The following is a 16,178-nucleotide window of genomic DNA, read 5'->3' as shown; positions in this document are numbered from 1 at the left end:
ATGAAAAACGTTAACGTTATGATGGTTGGTGCTTTGGCTATTGCGCTAAGTTCTTGTGGTAAAAAGGACAATGCAAGAGCACAAGCACAAGGTCCGACACCTTATCCAGTTGTTGATGTACCAACAAGAGTGGTGACAAGTTATGATGAATATCCGACAAATATTGAAGGAGTTGTGAATAACGAGGTCCGTGCGAAAATTCAAGGATACATTACAGAAGTTTATGTTGATGAAGGTCAATATGTACAAGCTGGTCAACCTTTGTTTAGATTAGAAACAAATGTATTAACTCAAAACGCTGATGCTGCAAGATCAGGAGTTGGAGCAGCGCAAGCGAGTGTAAAGTCAGCACAAGCAAATGTAAATGCAGCTAAAGCATCTGTTAATGCTGCGCAAGTGGAAGTGGATAAATTAACTCCTCTTGTTCAGAAAAATATTATAAGTAATGTACAATTAGAAACAGCAAAAGCAAATTTAGCAAAAGCTCAGGCAAGTTATAATCAGGCTTTGGCAGCTGTGGGACAAGCTCAAGCAGGTGTTACACAAGCTCAAGCAAATTATAAAGGTGCTCAAGCAAATGTAGATTATTCTGTTGTACGCGCTCCAATAAGTGGAGTATTAGGTTCTATTAACTTCCGTCAAGGAACATTAGTAGGTCCTACAGATCAAACTCCTATCACAACAGTATCAAAAACAAATCAAGTTTATGCTTACTTTTCGATGAATGAGAAAGAATATTTAAATTTTATTACAAAATCTGAAGGATCAACTTTAAAAGATAAATTAAACAAAATTCCAGCAGTTGAATTAGTATTAGCTAATGGGGATGTTTATCCTGAAAAAGGTAAAATACAAACTGTAACAGGTCAAATTAACCCAACAACAGGTACAATTGATTTCCGTGTTACGTTTAACAACGAGGCTAAACTTTTGGCAAATGGTAATTCAGGACGTATTCGTGTTCCAAAAACTTATGTTGATGTATTGGTTGTGCCAGAAGCTGCAACGTTTGAACAGCAAGGTATGACTTATGTTTACAAAGTAACAAAAGATACAGCTTACGCAACTCCAATTACTGTTGTAGAAAGAGCGAATAATATTGCAGTTGTAAAAGATGGAGTGAAAAAAGGTGATAAAGTTGTTGCACAAGGTGTAGGTAAATTGAGAGATAAGACTGCCGTTAAACCAATGCCAGCAAACTTTGATACAATCGTAAATTCTACAAAAACAGTATTCTAATTGGATAAATTATGTTAAAAACCTTTATTGAAAGACCCGTACTGTCTACGGTTATTTCTATTATCATACTTATATTGGGTATTCTGGGGCTTACTGCGCTACCAGTTACTCAATATCCAGACATTGCGCCAGCTACTGTAAAAATTTCTGCTTCATATCCTGGAGCGAATGCGAAAACAGTAATGGAGTCTGTAATTATTCCGATCGAGGAACAGGTGAATGGGGTTGAAGGAATGGATTATATTCAATCTACAGCTTCTAACAATGGATCTGCATCTATTGATGTAGTTTTCAAACCTGGTGTTGATGGGGATATCGCGCAAGTAAACGTTCAAAATCGTGTTGCACGTGCTACACCTTTATTACCTTCAGAGGTAACTCGTTCTGGTGTTGTTACACAAAAGCAACAAACTTCGGCATTGATGTTTACATCTTTCTATTCAACTAATCCTAAGTATGACGAAATATACTTACAAAATTACTTGAATATTAATATTATTCCTGCATTAAAACGTGTAAATGGTGTAGGTGATGCTCAAGTTTTTGGAGCGATGACTTATTCTATGCGTATTTGGTTAGACCCTTCTCGTATGGCAAGTTATGGCTTGATACCTTCAGATGTTTCTGCAGCATTATCTCAAGAATCTCTTGAAGCTGCTGCTGGATCTTTAGGTGAAAATTCTGGACAATCTTTCCAATATACGATTACCTATTCTGGACGTTATAAAACAGAAGATCAGTATCGTAATATCATCATTAAATCTTTACCTAATGGAGAAGTTTTAAAATTAAAAGATGTTGCGAATGTAGAATTTGGTGCTCAATCTTATGCTGGACGTTCGACTATGAATGGAGATCCTTCTGCAGTTTTTGCTGTATACCAAACGCCAGGATCGAATGCCCAAGAAATTATTGTTAACTTAAGAGAAGAGTTAAAGAAAGCTGAATCTCAATTACCAGAAGGAATAAGTTATACTATTTTGATGGATACTAATACATTCTTAGATGCGTCTATCGAGAAAGTAGTTACTACGATGATCGAGGCATTTATCTTAGTATTTATCGTGGTATATATTTTCTTACAAGATTTCCGTTCTACATTAGTTCCGTTAATTGCGGTTCCTGTGTCTATTATTGGTACATTCTTCTTCCTTAATGTAGCAGGATTCTCGTTAAACTTATTAACGTTATTCGCATTAACGCTCGCCATAGGTATTGTGGTGGATGACGCGATTGTAGTGGTGGAAGCCGTTCACGCTCGTATGGAAACACACCACGAAACTCCGATGGATGCTACTAAAAATGCGATGGATGAAATTTCTGGTGCCATTGTATCGATTACATTAGTTATGTGTGCCGTATTCGTTCCAGTAACATTTATATCCGGCCCTACAGGAGTTTTCTATAAACAGTTTGGTATAACCTTAATTGTAGCGATTTTAATTTCTGCCGTTAATGCCTTGACATTATCTCCAGCATTATGTGCGTTATTCTTAAAACCACATCAAGAAGGAGAAGTAAAACGTAATTTTGTTCAACGTTTCTTCGATGCATTTAATGCAGCGTTTAATCGTATGACACATAAATACGGAAATTCATTCAAGTTTTTAGTTAAACACAAATGGATTTCTTTTATCATTATTATTGCAAGTGCTGTAGGAATTTATGGCATAGGAAAAATGATGCCAACTGGATTCGTTCCTGCTGAGGATAATGGATTCATTATTGGTAATGTCGAATTACCTGCAGGAGCTTCTATGGACCGTGTGTATGAAGTTGAGAAACAATTCCAAGAAAAAATTAAAAATATTCCAGGAATTGATAAAGCGACTATTATTTCGGGTAACTCTATTATTTCAGGTGCAGGTTCTAACTACGGTATGATGTTCGTTAAATTGAAATCATTCGAAGAACGTACAACCCCAGATTTATCTATTCAAGCAATTATTGGGCAATTATTTGGTGCAGCTGCACAAATTCCTGATGCACAGATGATTTTCTTCCAACCACCAGCAATTCCAGGTTTTGGTATGTCTTCTGGTTTCGAATTAAAATTATTAGATAAAACAGGTGGAGATATTGCTGATTTTGATAAAGTTGCAAAAGAATACATTGGAGCATTAATGCAACGTCCAGAAATTCAGTATGCACAAACTTCATTCAATACGAACTTCCCTCAATATGAAATTGATGTTAATATTGAAAGAGCAAAACAATCAGGAGTTTCTGTAAGTTCAATTTTCTCAACATTACAAGGTTACATTGGAGGTTTATATGCAGCAGACTTTACACGTTTTGGTAAACAATACCGTGTGTATATTCAGTCTTCTCCAGATGATCGTATCAATGAAATGAGTTTAAATAAAATGTTTGTGAAAACATCAACAGGAGCTATGGCACCCGTATCACAATTTGTTTCATTGAAACGTGTATATGGTCCTAACTCTGTAAACCGTTACAATTTATTTACATCTGCTAACATTACAGGAGCTGTAAATCCAGGTTTCTCTACGGGAGATGCGATTTCAGCAATTAATCAAGTAACAGAACAAACATTGTCAACTTCTTATGGAACTGACTTTACAGGTTTAACACGTGAAGAGATTAATTCTGGTAATCAAACTGCAATGATTTTTGCATTATGTATTGTTTTCGTATACTTTATTTTATCTGCTCAATATGAGTCTTACGTTTTACCACTTTCAGTTTTATTATCTGTTCCATGTGGTGTGATGGGAGCTTATTTATCTCAATGGTTAGCGGGATTAGAAAATAATATTTATTTCCAAATTGCCTTAGTCATGTTGGTTGGTTTATTAGCCAAGAATGCCATTCTGATTGTAGAGTTCGCTTTACAAAGACGTGCGCATGGAATGACAATTGTACAAGCGGCAATTGATGGAGCAAAAGCTCGTTTACGTCCAATTTTAATGACATCTTTTGCCTTTATTTTAGGTTTAATGCCATTAGTATTTGCGACAGGAGTTTCTTCTGCAGGTAACCGTTCAGTTGCAACTGGTGCTGCATTCGGATTATTAATTGGTACAGTTTTAGGTATTTTCGTAATTCCTATTTTGTTTATTGTTTTCCAAACATTACAAGAAAAAATTAAGCCAATGAAATTTGATCGTCCACAAGAAGAAATTGAACATAATAATTCAATCTAATTATGAAAAAGTACAGAATTTTAAATATTACTTTAATCGCAGCTGGATTGTTTGCTGTTCAATCTTGTTTCGTAGCAAAAGACTATAACCGTCCTGAAGCTGTTGTAAATGAAGCAAACTTCAGAACAGATGTTATTGCAAAAGACAGTGCAAATGTTGCAACTGTTTCTTGGAAACAAATTTTTACAGATTCGCAATTACAAGCTTTGATTAATCAAGGTTTACAAAATAATTTAGACATACGTTCGGCTCTGCAAAATATTGCAGTAGCTGAGGCGTATGCCAAACAAGGTAAAGCGGGTTATTTACCAACTTTATCTGTTGGACCAAAATACTCTTTTACAGAAAGTTCTAAAAATACACCATTTGGTGCAATGATGACGGACAGAAGTCAAAATCAATACGAGCTTTCAGGTAATTTAAGTTGGGAAGCAGATATTTGGGGTAAAATCAGAAGTAATCAACGTGCATCTGCTGCAACTTATTTGCAAACTATAGAAGCACACAAAGCGGTTAAAACTCAAATTGTAGCATCTATTGCGAATGCTTATTATAATTTATTAGCATTAGATGAGCAAAAAAGAATTTTAGACAAAACGTTGATCAACCGCGAACAAAGTTTAGAAACAACAAAAGCTTTAAAAGAAGCTGGTAGTGTAACAGAAGTTGCTGTTAATCAAACAGAAGCTCAGTTGTATAGCGTGAAATCTATGTTGGTTGATGTTGAAAACGGAATTAAATTAAACGAAAATGTGATGAGTATTTTGTTAGGAACAAATCCTCAATCAATTAATCGTACAAATTTAGCTTCTCAACAAGTTAACCAAACTTTATCAGTTGGTGTGCCAGCGCAATTGTTAGAAAATCGTCCTGATATCAAAGCTGCAGAGTTTGGATTGATGAATGCTTTTGAGAATGTAAATATAGCAAACGCAAGTTTTTATCCTTCTTTAACTATATCAGCAACAGGTGGTGTACAAGGAATTGATATTGATAAATTATTTAATGCGCAATCATTATTTGCATCTGTTATTGGAGGCTTAACGCAACCACTTTTACAACAACGTAGATTACGTACACAAAAAGAAGTAGCTTTAGCGAATCAAGAAAATGCTTTAATTAATTATAAAAGTAAAATCTTGAACGCAAGTAAAGAGGTTTCTGATGCATTGTATACGTATGATGCGGCGACTAAGAAAGTTGAATATAAACAGAAAGAATATCAATTATATAATCAAGCAATTACCTATTCTGAAGAATTGTTAAACTACGGTATGGCAAATTATTTAGAAGTAATTACTGCAAGAGACAATGGATTGAATGCAGAGTTGAATGTAGTTGATGCGAAGTTAACGTCTTTATCATCAATGGTCGAGTTGTATCGTGCTGTTGGAGGTGGATGGCAATAAACTTATCTATCTAATCATAAAAAAACCACTTCAATCGAAGTGGTTTTTTTTGTACATTATATTTTTATTCTGTTTTTAATATCGAATCAAAAAATTCTTGTGAATCGTTATCAAAAGTTGGTTTTTGTAATAATAATTGAGAGATTTTTACAATCTTATCAAAATCTTGTTGTGTAAAGTATTCGCCAAAATGTTCGTTACAAAAATCACCTATATTTCCTAAAACAACATTTACTTCTCCTTCGCTTAACTCTCCTTTTTGTTTCCAACGTTCACGAAACAAACTTGCAGCTAAATAAGAAGAAATATCAATCAAATCATCTATTGAGATATTAGATCCATTACGCAATTTAGCCATAATCATGGTGTCCATATCACGATAAATCACTTCTCGTATTGTCAATTCTTTATTTTCCATTGTATATATTCTTTCACAAAATTAAATATTAAAATTTGGATCCACTTGGAATTTCATCACTTCTTTTGTTTTAGGATGTGTAAATTCTAATGTCTCGGCATGAAGATGCAATCGATTTGCTTTTTTCCCGTACAAATCATCCCCAATAATTGGAGCGTTTAGTCCTAAAATGTGCGAGGCATGCATGCGTAATTGATGTGTTCGTCCTGTAATTGGATAAAAATAAATCAACGTTTTGTTCGCTTTTCTTTCGATAACTTCATATTTCGTTTGTGCAGTTTTTCCATGTTCATAGCACACCATTTGACGTGGTCTATCATCCAGATCTACACGTAACGGTAAATCTAAATATCCAGAAGGATGCTCAACAATTCCATCTAAAAGTGCAATATATCGTTTTGCAACTTTACGTTTTATGAATTGTTGTTGTAAGTGTTTATGACTTTCTTTATTTAATGCTAACACCAAAATACCAGAAGTAGACATATCCAAACGATGTACAATTATCGGTCCTGTTGCATGTGGAAATTGTTGTTGAATTCTTATATAAACAGAATCTTTGATTTCTATTCCAGGAACAGAAAGAAATTCTTCAGGCTTATTAATGACAGCTATATCTTCGTCTTGGTACAAAATTTCTAATTCTTTAACAGTAGTATTTTGTTTTAATAATAAATTTTCGTTCAAATCAATTCCTGTTAACATATGTCCCAAAATAGGTTCGCATTTACCCGTGCAAGCAGGATAAAATTGACCATGTTTTCTCACTTCAGATTTAGGCGAATCTCCCCACCAAAATTCAGCCATACAAATTGGATCTAAATTATTTTGAAATGCATATTGCAATAATTTCGGTGCAGCGCATTCACCAGCCGCAGCAGGAGGTTGTTGAAAAACAGATGTAGAAAAGATATCCAATAAACTTTTTTCTTGCTTAAACTTATTCAAGAACTGATATTGGTTAAATAATTGATTTTGAAGAGAATTAGATTTTAATTTTCGTTCTTCTTTTAATGCGTTTATTTCCTCTTCAAATGTTTTAATTTGATTTGAAAATTGATTTCGTTCAAGTTCAATTTGTTCGTTTAGAACTCTAAATTCATATTTATCGCGCAAACTTTGTTTGATTAAATCATCTTCAAAAAGTTGTATTTCATCTTGAGATAAAGTTGAAGAAATATTTTCGCGTTGTTTTTTACGATCTTTTTTATTTGATTTTAAAAGTTGTTTTCCTTCATTAATTCTTGCTGTTGCATTCAATTCAAATTCATGAAAATCATCTTTCAATTGAAGAAATTTTTCATCTGATTCTAACTTTTCTAAAATTCGATTTATCTCATTTAAGCGTTCTTCTTGTTCCAAGAAAAATCCATTTTTGTTTAACATATCAAAAACTGGTGGAACGAAAAGTTTATGTTGATTGGTATTGGCTAATTTTCCTGAAACAGCAGCTATATAGCCAATTTCATCTTTACTATTTCGAACAACCAAAACACCAAACATTTTACCAATTGGAGTAGAAGAGTGGTTTTTTTCTTTTTCTAAACCAAAATTATGTTCAAAATCGGTTTGGTTTTTTAAATAGTCTTGAACTTCTTGACATGCTAATTTTGCAATTTCAGTAGGTTCATAATAAAATGGATAATCAAACTTAGTGGGTAGTTCGTAAGTTGAGATTGGTTGCTTAAAATATTGAAAGTAGTTGGACATTTTATTTTTTGAAATCCTTGCAAAGGTACATGATAAGCAATAAATTTTGAAATGATATTTATAAATCATAAAAGAGATTGAAAATCAAGCTCTTTTATTTAATCATCTATGGAATCTTTTTGAATAACTTTTGTGTTGTTAGGGACTTTTCCGTACAAAAAGTCGAGGTAAATTTTGCTGTATGAATTAAATAATTGAAGTAATTTAAAATAATTAACATCATTCAATTCTATTTTAGATTCAGTGTTTTTCAGTGCGTTATCTATGAAATCTCTGATTTTAAATTTCGGAATTTTTAAATCATTTATAAAATAATCTTCGCCAAAATAATTTTTTATTTTTGTGATTTTATCGTATTTACTTTCGTAATCTATCAATGCTTTTCGTTGTTTAGCTTTTCCTGTAAACACATCGTACAAACGACCAATATCCAAACGAGTTAGTGAAATATCACCATCTAATAGACCCGCTCTTAAAGCAGAAGTATCCTTTATTGGCTTGATATCTGGATTTACACCAAGACTTTTGTAAAGGTTTGTAACTACATCTTGTTTTTTTCCATTTTTGACATCTTTTTCAAGAATTCCAGTTAGTTTTTGACCGATAAAAGCAGTGTTTAATTGAATGGTTTGTACCGCCAAATGCACAACAATAGTGGGTTTACTAAATAGATTAGGTTTTAAAATAATCAATCGATTTTCATACCAATCAGATTGTATTTTCAAGGTGTCATTTACTTGTGCTTGAATAAGGAAAGTGCCTGTAAAATTGGAAATCGTAGTATGGTTTGTACGCAAATTCGTTACATAAATTCCTTCGGCAGTATCATCAGAATCATCGATAATAATATTTCCTTGTATCCATTTTTCTTGTCCAAAAATGAACTGTGAAAACAATAAAATTAGAATGGTAAATAGTGATTTCAATTGTTTATTATTATGTTTAATTATTTGCACGAATATAAGTCTAAAAAATATAGCGATTAACGTGTTAACATTTATTGGCGAAACTTTAATATGGTATTGTGAATATTTAGTTTTTAGATTGATTTAATTCAGTCAAATATTCTTTTGCATAAGATTCTAAATCAATCATAATTGTTCCGAATTGTCTGCTCAAAACTTTGTCTTGAAGTGGATAACGTGCGTTAACATAATATAAAAATTCTTCAATTTTGTAAGAAGGTATATTCAATTGATTGGTGTAGAATTCGGTTGGGTAATAGTTTTTAACCTCTTGAATTAGAGATAGTTTTGTTTCGTAATTACGAACACGACGTTGTTCGCGGTAAAAACCATTCATATGACCAATTAATCGTACAGGATTTAAAACATCCATCGGTTTGAATTTTGCAATATCTCTTTTAGGTTCTAAATCTCTTAATCGTTGATCAAGCCCCATTTTATCATATAGATCTGTTTTATTGTCTTTGTGATATTTAGGTTGCAAAGGTCCTTTACCGATAGTTGCACCTGTTAATTCGATTATTTCAATATCCAAATGAGCTTGTAAAAATCCTTTGTCGTAGATATTTTGATTGACAACGATTTTTCTTGGAACTAAAAAATTGGCTTCAAACAAAATTGTATCACCCACATTTGCTTGTATTGAATAATAACCTGAAGAACTTGTATAAGTTTTACTTTCAGATGTTACATTTTCGACACGAGCTCCAGAAATAGCAGAGAAATATTCGTTACCTTCATCAACCACGACCGAACCAGTAATCAGTTTGCTTTGTGCAAAATTGATCAAAGGCAAAGTGATAAGAAGATATGTAAACCAATAGCGCATTTTAGTTTTAAACTTTTATTTTTTGTTTCATTTTAGACCAACGATAATTTCGAATAAATTTTTCTTGTTCCCGATTGACCATTTTTTTTGTTCCATTAGATTTTGCTTCAAAAAAACCTTTCAAATAATAGAATATATAGGATGGTTTCTTTTTACGCAACGCCAATTTTGTACCAGCAATTGTGGTAATCCAAAAACCATAACCTAAAGCATAATAAGCTGCTCCTTGTTTGTAAAGTGCTGATTTGTTATAACTTGCGCCAGTAGGTTTTAGATGTTTTATATGTAATGATTCGTTTGTCACAACTTTCCAACCATAATATTTACACAATAGTTCGTCTACAGTGTCCCAACCCATATGTGCACGTAAACCTCCAATTTTTTCATAACATTTTTTTCGATAAGCTTTAAATGCACCGCGAATATGGTCTTTATCGGTTAGATTTTCTAAAACCCATTCTCCATTTTTTTCGATGTACGCAAACCCACCTGCCATTGCAACTTCATCATCTTGATTGAAATGGTGTAAAATTGTTTCGAAATAATGATTTGGAATATCTAAATCTGCATCCAATTTAACAATAATATCGTAATTCGGATCAATTTGTTCATAACCTTTTAGAAAAGCTTGAATGACTTTACTGCCTGGTTGATGTTCTCCTTTCGAAAGAATATTTCTTAATTTTATAAAAGGATACTTGGCTGTAAATTCTTCTACAATTTGTTGTGTTCTATCGGTTGAATGATCATTCACAACAATTACTTCGTACGGTAAAACTGTTTGATTAACGATAGATTGTAATGTTATTGCAATAAAATCTTCTTCGTTATGTGCAGGTATAACAATTGAGTAGTTAGAAAGTAAAGTCTTTTTTTCGTTCTGCGTAAACAGCATAATATCTTGGTGTAATTCTTCTTAATAAGGGTCTAATTCCCAGTTTATTTGATGGATGTGTCCATTTGTGACGATGAATAACTGTCCATCCAGCTTTTTCCATTAACATATCAAATTGCCAATCTTCAAACTCATGGTAATGCACATCTCTTGAGTCATTTTGACTACGATAAGCAGATGAAAACCATAAACGCATTGGGATAGATGCTAATAGTTTATCACCAGGTAAGTTTCTTAAAACTTCCATCGGATTAACCAAATGCTCTAAAATTTCTAAAGCTGTGACAAAGTTAGCATCATAATTTTGCAAATCCTTATAATAATAATCTAAATCATCGCCATTTGTATTTTTTACATCAAAACCATTTTCAAGCATTACTTCTGAAAAAGGATTTTTAATTCCTAAATCTAAGATTTTGTCAGTAGGTGCAGCAAACTGTTTCAGTAAAGCTAATGTCTCGTTATATCTTTTTTGCGGATAAACCTTATACATTGTGTTAGTTGTTTTCGGATGATAAATGTAATCATCTATTTTAATATTGTTCGTTTCTATTTTAAAATATTTTATTGCAAATTTGCCAAATGAAAACGATCGGATATTATCGATTACGAAATAAAAACAAAATAGAAGGTTATGCAAAAGAAATGAATGGAGTAACCTATTTTAAGGGATACAATGAATTTACTTGGCATGAAACATCTTTACCCTTTGATACAATTGATATCGGAATAGGTGTTAAGGATAAACGTAATCGACGATTATTTACAAATGATATTGTGTTGTATAAAGTTTCTTGTAAACCTTTTTTACGTTCGGGTTTTGTTGCGTACGAACCTAATAAAAGAGAGTTTGGAATTATAGATCAACAGAGTTTTCATTTTACCCCATTTTATATCGATAATTTTTGCCTATTCGACAAGGATAAATTAGAAGTAATCTCGCATTTGTTTACAAAAAAAGAAGTTAGTAAAGGTTTGTAAATTTTTTTTTGGAACGTTTTTAGATAGTTAAACGATAAAAACCATCTAAAAATCACAAATTATGGGAAATCTTGTTTATACAATTGCTATCATCCTACTTATACTTTGGGCAATTGGTTATTTCGGATTTGGTGAAGCAGTAGGAAGTTTTATCCATATTTTATTGGTTTTGGCCGTTATTGCAATCTTATATCGATTGATAACAGGTCGAAAACCTTAAAGTTTCTCCCGCAAGGGAGAAACTTTAGTTTTTAATTATATAGTACTATTTATACGTTTTCTATTTAAATATTTTCTAACATCAAGATAATTTCACTTTCGATACGTTGCATCATTTCAGTTGAAATCTCAATTTGATGTTTTACATTCTCAATTGTATGATAGTTTAATTCTCCAGTTTTCAAATTCAAAATATACTCAATTTGTCCTTCCCAAGAATTACTTGATTCGTAGAACGTGACGGTTTCAAAAGGTAATCGAGGCAAAAGTTCACCAAAATATTCTTCCAATTTTATTTTATTTTCCTGAGAAAATGTTAGTTTTTCCATGATTTAATGATCATTGCATTAGCAGAAGTTTCGTAAAATATAATTGCTAAAAGTTGTAAAAATTCAGCATGATTTAATTTCCCATTAACTACTTCATCTAAATTTGTTTCGTAATATTCTTCAATAGTTTTTGAAATCAGTGCTTTAAAATTATCCAACTTAATGTTTTGATCTTTTAATTCTTTCATCAAATAATTATCCGAAACTAAAAAGTCTGGACGAGTTGTAAAAATTGGAGATTTTCGGATATTCAATGCATTGTGCATCGTTTGCGAAATCAAAACACCTCGTTCTAATTCTTCAAATTCCCAACCTTTGCGAATTCGTCTCGGATTATTTTCGTAAAAAACATGGTTGTGAAAAGCATGTATGTGTTTCGCAATATCAGTATTCGTATGCAAATAAAGGAATTGTAAAATAGAACTAAACAAATGATTTGCATTCAGATTTGCAGGATAATAAGTGTACAACAAAGGATAATGAAATAATGTCGTATACAAAGGCGAAAAACTATCTATAATGTTAAGATTAAGAAGATTTATTCCTTCAAAATCTATTTTTTGATGAGTTTGATAATATGTAATTCCTGCCAAATAAATATCTTCATGACTTAATTCAAATTGATTTAAATATGCACCAATTTGTTTGAAGAAAGAAGTGTTTAAATTGTGATTCGTAATTAACTTATATGTTTTACCTTCAAATTTTTCAATGAAATCTAACTTAAATGTCGACTTTAAATTATCGTTTATAATTGATTCAAAATCAAATGATTTGTTTCTAATTTTGTTAACGTAAATTTCGTTGTATGTATAAATAATTTGTTTGATCGGTGTTATGTCTAATGCTTCAAATGGATTGATTTCAGCACTTGACGAAGCATACAATGTAAACAATCGACGGAATTCTTGTTGAATTTTTTCTTCTTCTACAAACATATTCATCAATTGATTGGTATTTGCAGCAATTATACTTTCTCCTAAAAAGAATAAAATACCAGCTTTTAAATCATCATCAAAACCACATCTTTCAAGGGTTTGATCAAAGTAAGTTTTGAATGGACTTTCAGTATTTTGGTTCATATCGACTTCTTTATTTTATTATTTAAAGGGTAAAAGTATTGAATTTTTGAGGATATAAACTTGTATTAACAAAAAAAACACTTCGTAAAGAAGTGCTTTTTTTAAAGTTTATAATTGATCACTTTAGTTACAAACTGCTGTTTTTCTAAAGTAGAAAGCAAATACTTTTGTTCAGCTATTGCTTGTTCTTTTTTCTGATAATTTTTTTCATAACCTGTCTGTATATCATTTAACGAATTAATTTCTTCATTTTCTAATAAATGATTCTGAAACTTTGTATATCTATCCGCTAATTTTCCAAAAACATCTTTGCTATTAATGTCTGCTTCATAAATATCTGTTACATAAACCTCATTATCTTGTCCATAAGCTATGGAAAAAAAATAATAAGTTTGATTACCCTTTGTTTGACTGAAAACCACCCCAGCAACAAAGAATAAAAATAAGACTAAACCTTTTCTCATTCTACCAAATTTTGAAGGCGCAATTTAACTAAAAATTTTATTGAAGTATGGTGTATTGTGTTATTTTATATTATTCGATATAATTTTTTTATATTTGCGTTCTAAAATTGACTCAAAATGTTTCAAAATCTTCAGGATAAATTAGATAAAGCATTACATACCTTAAAAGGAAAAGGACAAATTACAGAAATTAACGTTGCTGAAACTGTGAAAGAGGTGCGTAGAGCGCTTGTTGATGCTGACGTTAGCTACAAAGTTGCGAAAGACTTTACGAATGTTGTAAAAGAAAAAGCATTAGGAGAAAATGTAATTACTTCGTTAAATCCAGGACAATTAATGGTTAAAATCGTTCATGACGAATTAGCTAAATTAATGGGAGGAGAGGTAACAGAATTAAATATAGATGATAACCCTACGATTATTTTGATTGCAGGTTTGCAAGGTTCTGGTAAAACAACTTTTTCTGGTAAATTGGCAAACTTCCTTAAAACAAAGAAAAACAAAAAAGTATTATTAGTTGCTGGTGACGTTTATCGTCCTGCTGCAATTAATCAACTTCAAGTTTTAGGAGAGCAAATTGGTGTTGATGTCTATGCTGATTTAGAAAATAAAAATCCTGTAGAAATTGCACAGGCCGCAATTGTACAAGCAAAACAAAACGGAAACAATGTAATTATTGTCGATACAGCAGGTCGTTTAGCAATTGATGAACAAATGATGGATGAAATTCGTCGTGTACATCAAACAGTAAATCCTACAGAGACTTTATTTGTTGTAGATTCTATGACAGGGCAAGATGCTGTAAATACAGCAAAAGCTTTCAATGATGTATTGGATTATAACGGTGTTGTTTTAACAAAGTTAGATGGTGACACACGTGGTGGAGCTGCTTTAACGATTAGAACAGTTGTCGATAAACCAATTAAATTTATTTCTACAGGTGAAAAGATGGAAGCGTTAGACGTTTTCTATCCAGAACGTATGGCGGATCGTATTCTTGGAATGGGAGACGTTGTTTCGTTAGTAGAACGAGCTCAAGAGCAATTCGATGAAGAGGAAGCTAAACGTTTGCAAAAGAAAATTGCTAAAAACAGTTTTGATTTCGACGATTTCTTGAAACAAATTCAACAAATCAAACGTATGGGTAATATGAAAGATTTGGTTGGAATGATTCCTGGTGCTGGAAAAGCATTGAAGGATGTAGAGATTGATGATAACGCATTCAAAGGTGTTGAAGCGATTATTCATTCAATGACGAAAAAAGAACGTCAAAATCCAACGATTATTGATAACTCTCGTAAAAAAAGAATAGCAGCAGGGTCGGGGACTTCCTTACAAGAAGTGAATCAATTGTTGAAACAATTCTCTGAAATGGGAAAAATGATGAAATTTATGAATTCTGCGAATGGTAAAAAGATGATGGAAACAATGTCTAAAAATATGCCAGCAGGAGGATTCCCAGGAATGCCAAAAATGTAATTAGTTATATATTATAATATTTTAAACGTTTGAAAACGTAAAATGCTCCAAACTAAGATGTTTTTTTGGAGCATTTTTTTTCTAACTATAGTATAAAATACTAATTAACTCACTTTAAACAAAAAAATCTATATATCACAAATTTTATCAAAAAAATCAGATTATTCGTAATAATAACCCGTAAATTTGCAATCGATTTCAGACTTCGAAATCAATAGAATTTAAGCAATGATTATAGAAACAGAGGAAGAGTTAATCGGAATGAAAAAAGTCAGCGAAGCTGTAGCCGTTACTCTTAAAGAGATGAAAGATTATGTAAAACCAGGAATGTCAACAAAAGAATTAGACGATTTTGGAGCTACCATTATGAAGAAATTCGGTTGTAAATCGGCACCTTTTGAGACTTATCAATTTCCTGGTTATACATGCTTAAGTGTAAATGAAGAAATTTGTCACGGAATTCCAAGAGCAGATAAAATCCTTAAAGATGGAGATGTTATCAATATTGATGTCTCTGGTGAATTAGGTGGTTTTTGGGCTGATAACGGTGGGTCAATTGTTGTTGGTGAGGATGTAAACGGTTATCAAAAAATTGTAGATGCTTCAATTTCGGCTCTTCAAAAAGCAATTGGTGCGGTTAAATCTGGCGTTAAAATTGCAGATATTGGTGGTATAATCGAGAAAGAAGCAAAAAAACATCATTATCATGTGATCGAAAATCTGACAGGTCATGGTGTAGGACGTTCTTTACACGAAGAACCTTTAGATTTATTGAATTTTAGAGATATAGATGATAAACGTCGTTTCCGTAAAAATTCGGTTATTGCTTTAGAAACGTTTATTTCAGAAAACTCTTACGAGGCAATAGAACAAGCTGATGGTTGGACAATGATTGGAAATGCACCAGGAGTGTTTGCGCAACATGAACATACTGTTTTGGTTACTTCTGAAGGTCCAATGATTCTAACACATATGAATGGTAATTGGTAAAA

The 16,178-nt window shown here is 32.1% G+C and carries 16 protein-coding genes; 7 read left to right on the top strand and 9 right to left on the bottom strand.

From position 1 onward, the window contains the following. Genes IF125_RS09680 through IF125_RS09670 form a run of 3 tightly spaced genes read left to right on the top strand, consistent with a single transcriptional unit; the run spans position 1 to position 5,815 of the window. Positions 1–1,239: an efflux RND transporter periplasmic adaptor subunit gene (locus IF125_RS09680; RefSeq protein WP_225542343.1), complete on the top strand. Its 1,239-nt coding sequence runs from the start codon at positions 1–3 to the stop codon at positions 1,237–1,239. Positions 1,240–1,250: 11 nt separating this feature from the next. Then, complete coding sequence (locus tag IF125_RS09675) at positions 1,251–4,406, top strand: efflux RND transporter permease subunit (protein ID WP_225542342.1); 3,156 nt, start codon at positions 1,251–1,253, stop codon at positions 4,404–4,406. 2 nt (positions 4,407–4,408) lie between these two features. Next, on the top strand, positions 4,409–5,815 hold the full coding sequence (locus tag IF125_RS09670; protein WP_171622070.1) for an efflux transporter outer membrane subunit: 1,407 nt from the start codon (positions 4,409–4,411) through the stop codon (positions 5,813–5,815). A gap of 64 nt (positions 5,816–5,879) precedes the next feature. Here the strand turns inward: IF125_RS09670 and IF125_RS09665 are convergent, their stop codons facing one another. From IF125_RS09665 to IF125_RS09640, 6 genes are all read right to left on the bottom strand, one after another. Then, complete coding sequence (locus IF125_RS09665; protein ID WP_171622071.1) at positions 5,880–6,233, bottom strand: hypothetical protein; 354 nt, start codon at positions 6,231–6,233, stop codon at positions 5,880–5,882. Positions 6,234–6,254: 21 nt separating this feature from the next. Then, positions 6,255–7,943, bottom strand: coding sequence for an RluA family pseudouridine synthase (locus IF125_RS09660; RefSeq protein ID WP_225542341.1), 1,689 nt, complete (start codon positions 7,941–7,943; stop codon positions 6,255–6,257). 98 nt (positions 7,944–8,041) lie between these two features. After that, complete coding sequence (locus IF125_RS09655) at positions 8,042–8,869, bottom strand: hypothetical protein (protein ID WP_225542340.1); 828 nt, start codon at positions 8,867–8,869, stop codon at positions 8,042–8,044. A 106-nt stretch (positions 8,870–8,975) separates the two neighbouring features. After that, on the bottom strand, positions 8,976–9,737 hold the full coding sequence (locus IF125_RS09650; protein WP_225542339.1) for a hypothetical protein: 762 nt from the start codon (positions 9,735–9,737) through the stop codon (positions 8,976–8,978). Positions 9,738–9,744: 7 nt separating this feature from the next. Next, positions 9,745–10,632, bottom strand: coding sequence for a glycosyltransferase (locus IF125_RS09645; protein ID WP_225542338.1), 888 nt, complete (start codon positions 10,630–10,632; stop codon positions 9,745–9,747). After that, positions 10,592–11,125: a class I SAM-dependent methyltransferase gene (locus IF125_RS09640; RefSeq protein WP_225542337.1), complete on the bottom strand. Its 534-nt coding sequence runs from the start codon at positions 11,123–11,125 to the stop codon at positions 10,592–10,594. Before IF125_RS09640 ends, IF125_RS09645 begins: the two co-directional genes overlap by 41 nt. Before the next feature lie 89 nt (positions 11,126–11,214). Between IF125_RS09640 and IF125_RS09635 the strand changes: the two genes are divergently transcribed. Further along, positions 11,215–11,613 (top strand): hypothetical protein, encoded by a 399-nt coding sequence (locus tag IF125_RS09635; protein ID WP_171622076.1) that lies wholly within the window; start codon positions 11,215–11,217, stop codon positions 11,611–11,613. 61 nt (positions 11,614–11,674) lie between these two features. Then, entirely contained in the window at positions 11,675–11,833 is a 159-nt protein-coding gene (locus IF125_RS09630; protein ID WP_171622077.1) for a lmo0937 family membrane protein, read from the top strand. Positions 11,834–11,897: 64 nt separating this feature from the next. On the opposite strand, the gene IF125_RS09625 is transcribed toward IF125_RS09630, so the two are convergent. The 3 genes from IF125_RS09625 to IF125_RS09615 form a co-directional block, all read right to left on the bottom strand. After that, entirely contained in the window at positions 11,898–12,161 is a 264-nt protein-coding gene (locus IF125_RS09625; protein ID WP_171622078.1) for a hypothetical protein, read from the bottom strand. Next, positions 12,149–13,243 carry a hypothetical protein gene (locus tag IF125_RS09620; RefSeq protein ID WP_225542336.1) on the bottom strand — a complete coding sequence of 365 codons (1,095 nt, stop codon included), beginning with the start codon at positions 13,241–13,243 and terminating at the stop codon, positions 12,149–12,151. Before IF125_RS09620 ends, IF125_RS09625 begins: the two co-directional genes overlap by 13 nt. A gap of 101 nt (positions 13,244–13,344) precedes the next feature. Further along, on the bottom strand, positions 13,345–13,707 hold the full coding sequence (locus IF125_RS09615) for a hypothetical protein (protein ID WP_225542335.1): 363 nt from the start codon (positions 13,705–13,707) through the stop codon (positions 13,345–13,347). 117 nt (positions 13,708–13,824) lie between these two features. Between IF125_RS09615 and ffh the strand changes: the two genes are divergently transcribed. Together ffh and map are read left to right on the top strand one after the other, a co-directional pair. Then, positions 13,825–15,186, top strand: a complete 1,362-nt coding sequence (ffh, locus tag IF125_RS09610) for a signal recognition particle protein (RefSeq protein WP_225542334.1) — start codon at positions 13,825–13,827, stop codon at positions 15,184–15,186. 228 nt (positions 15,187–15,414) lie between these two features. After that, positions 15,415–16,176: a type I methionyl aminopeptidase gene (gene map / locus IF125_RS09605; RefSeq protein WP_171622082.1), complete on the top strand. Its 762-nt coding sequence runs from the start codon at positions 15,415–15,417 to the stop codon at positions 16,174–16,176. The last annotated feature ends 2 nt before the right edge of the window (positions 16,177–16,178 follow it).

It is taken from the genome of Empedobacter stercoris (assembly GCF_020281205.1).
In the GTDB taxonomy this organism is placed as follows: Bacteria; Bacteroidota; Bacteroidia; order Flavobacteriales; family Weeksellaceae; genus Empedobacter; species Empedobacter stercoris.
This window is presented reverse-complemented; position numbering and strand designations above follow the sequence as displayed.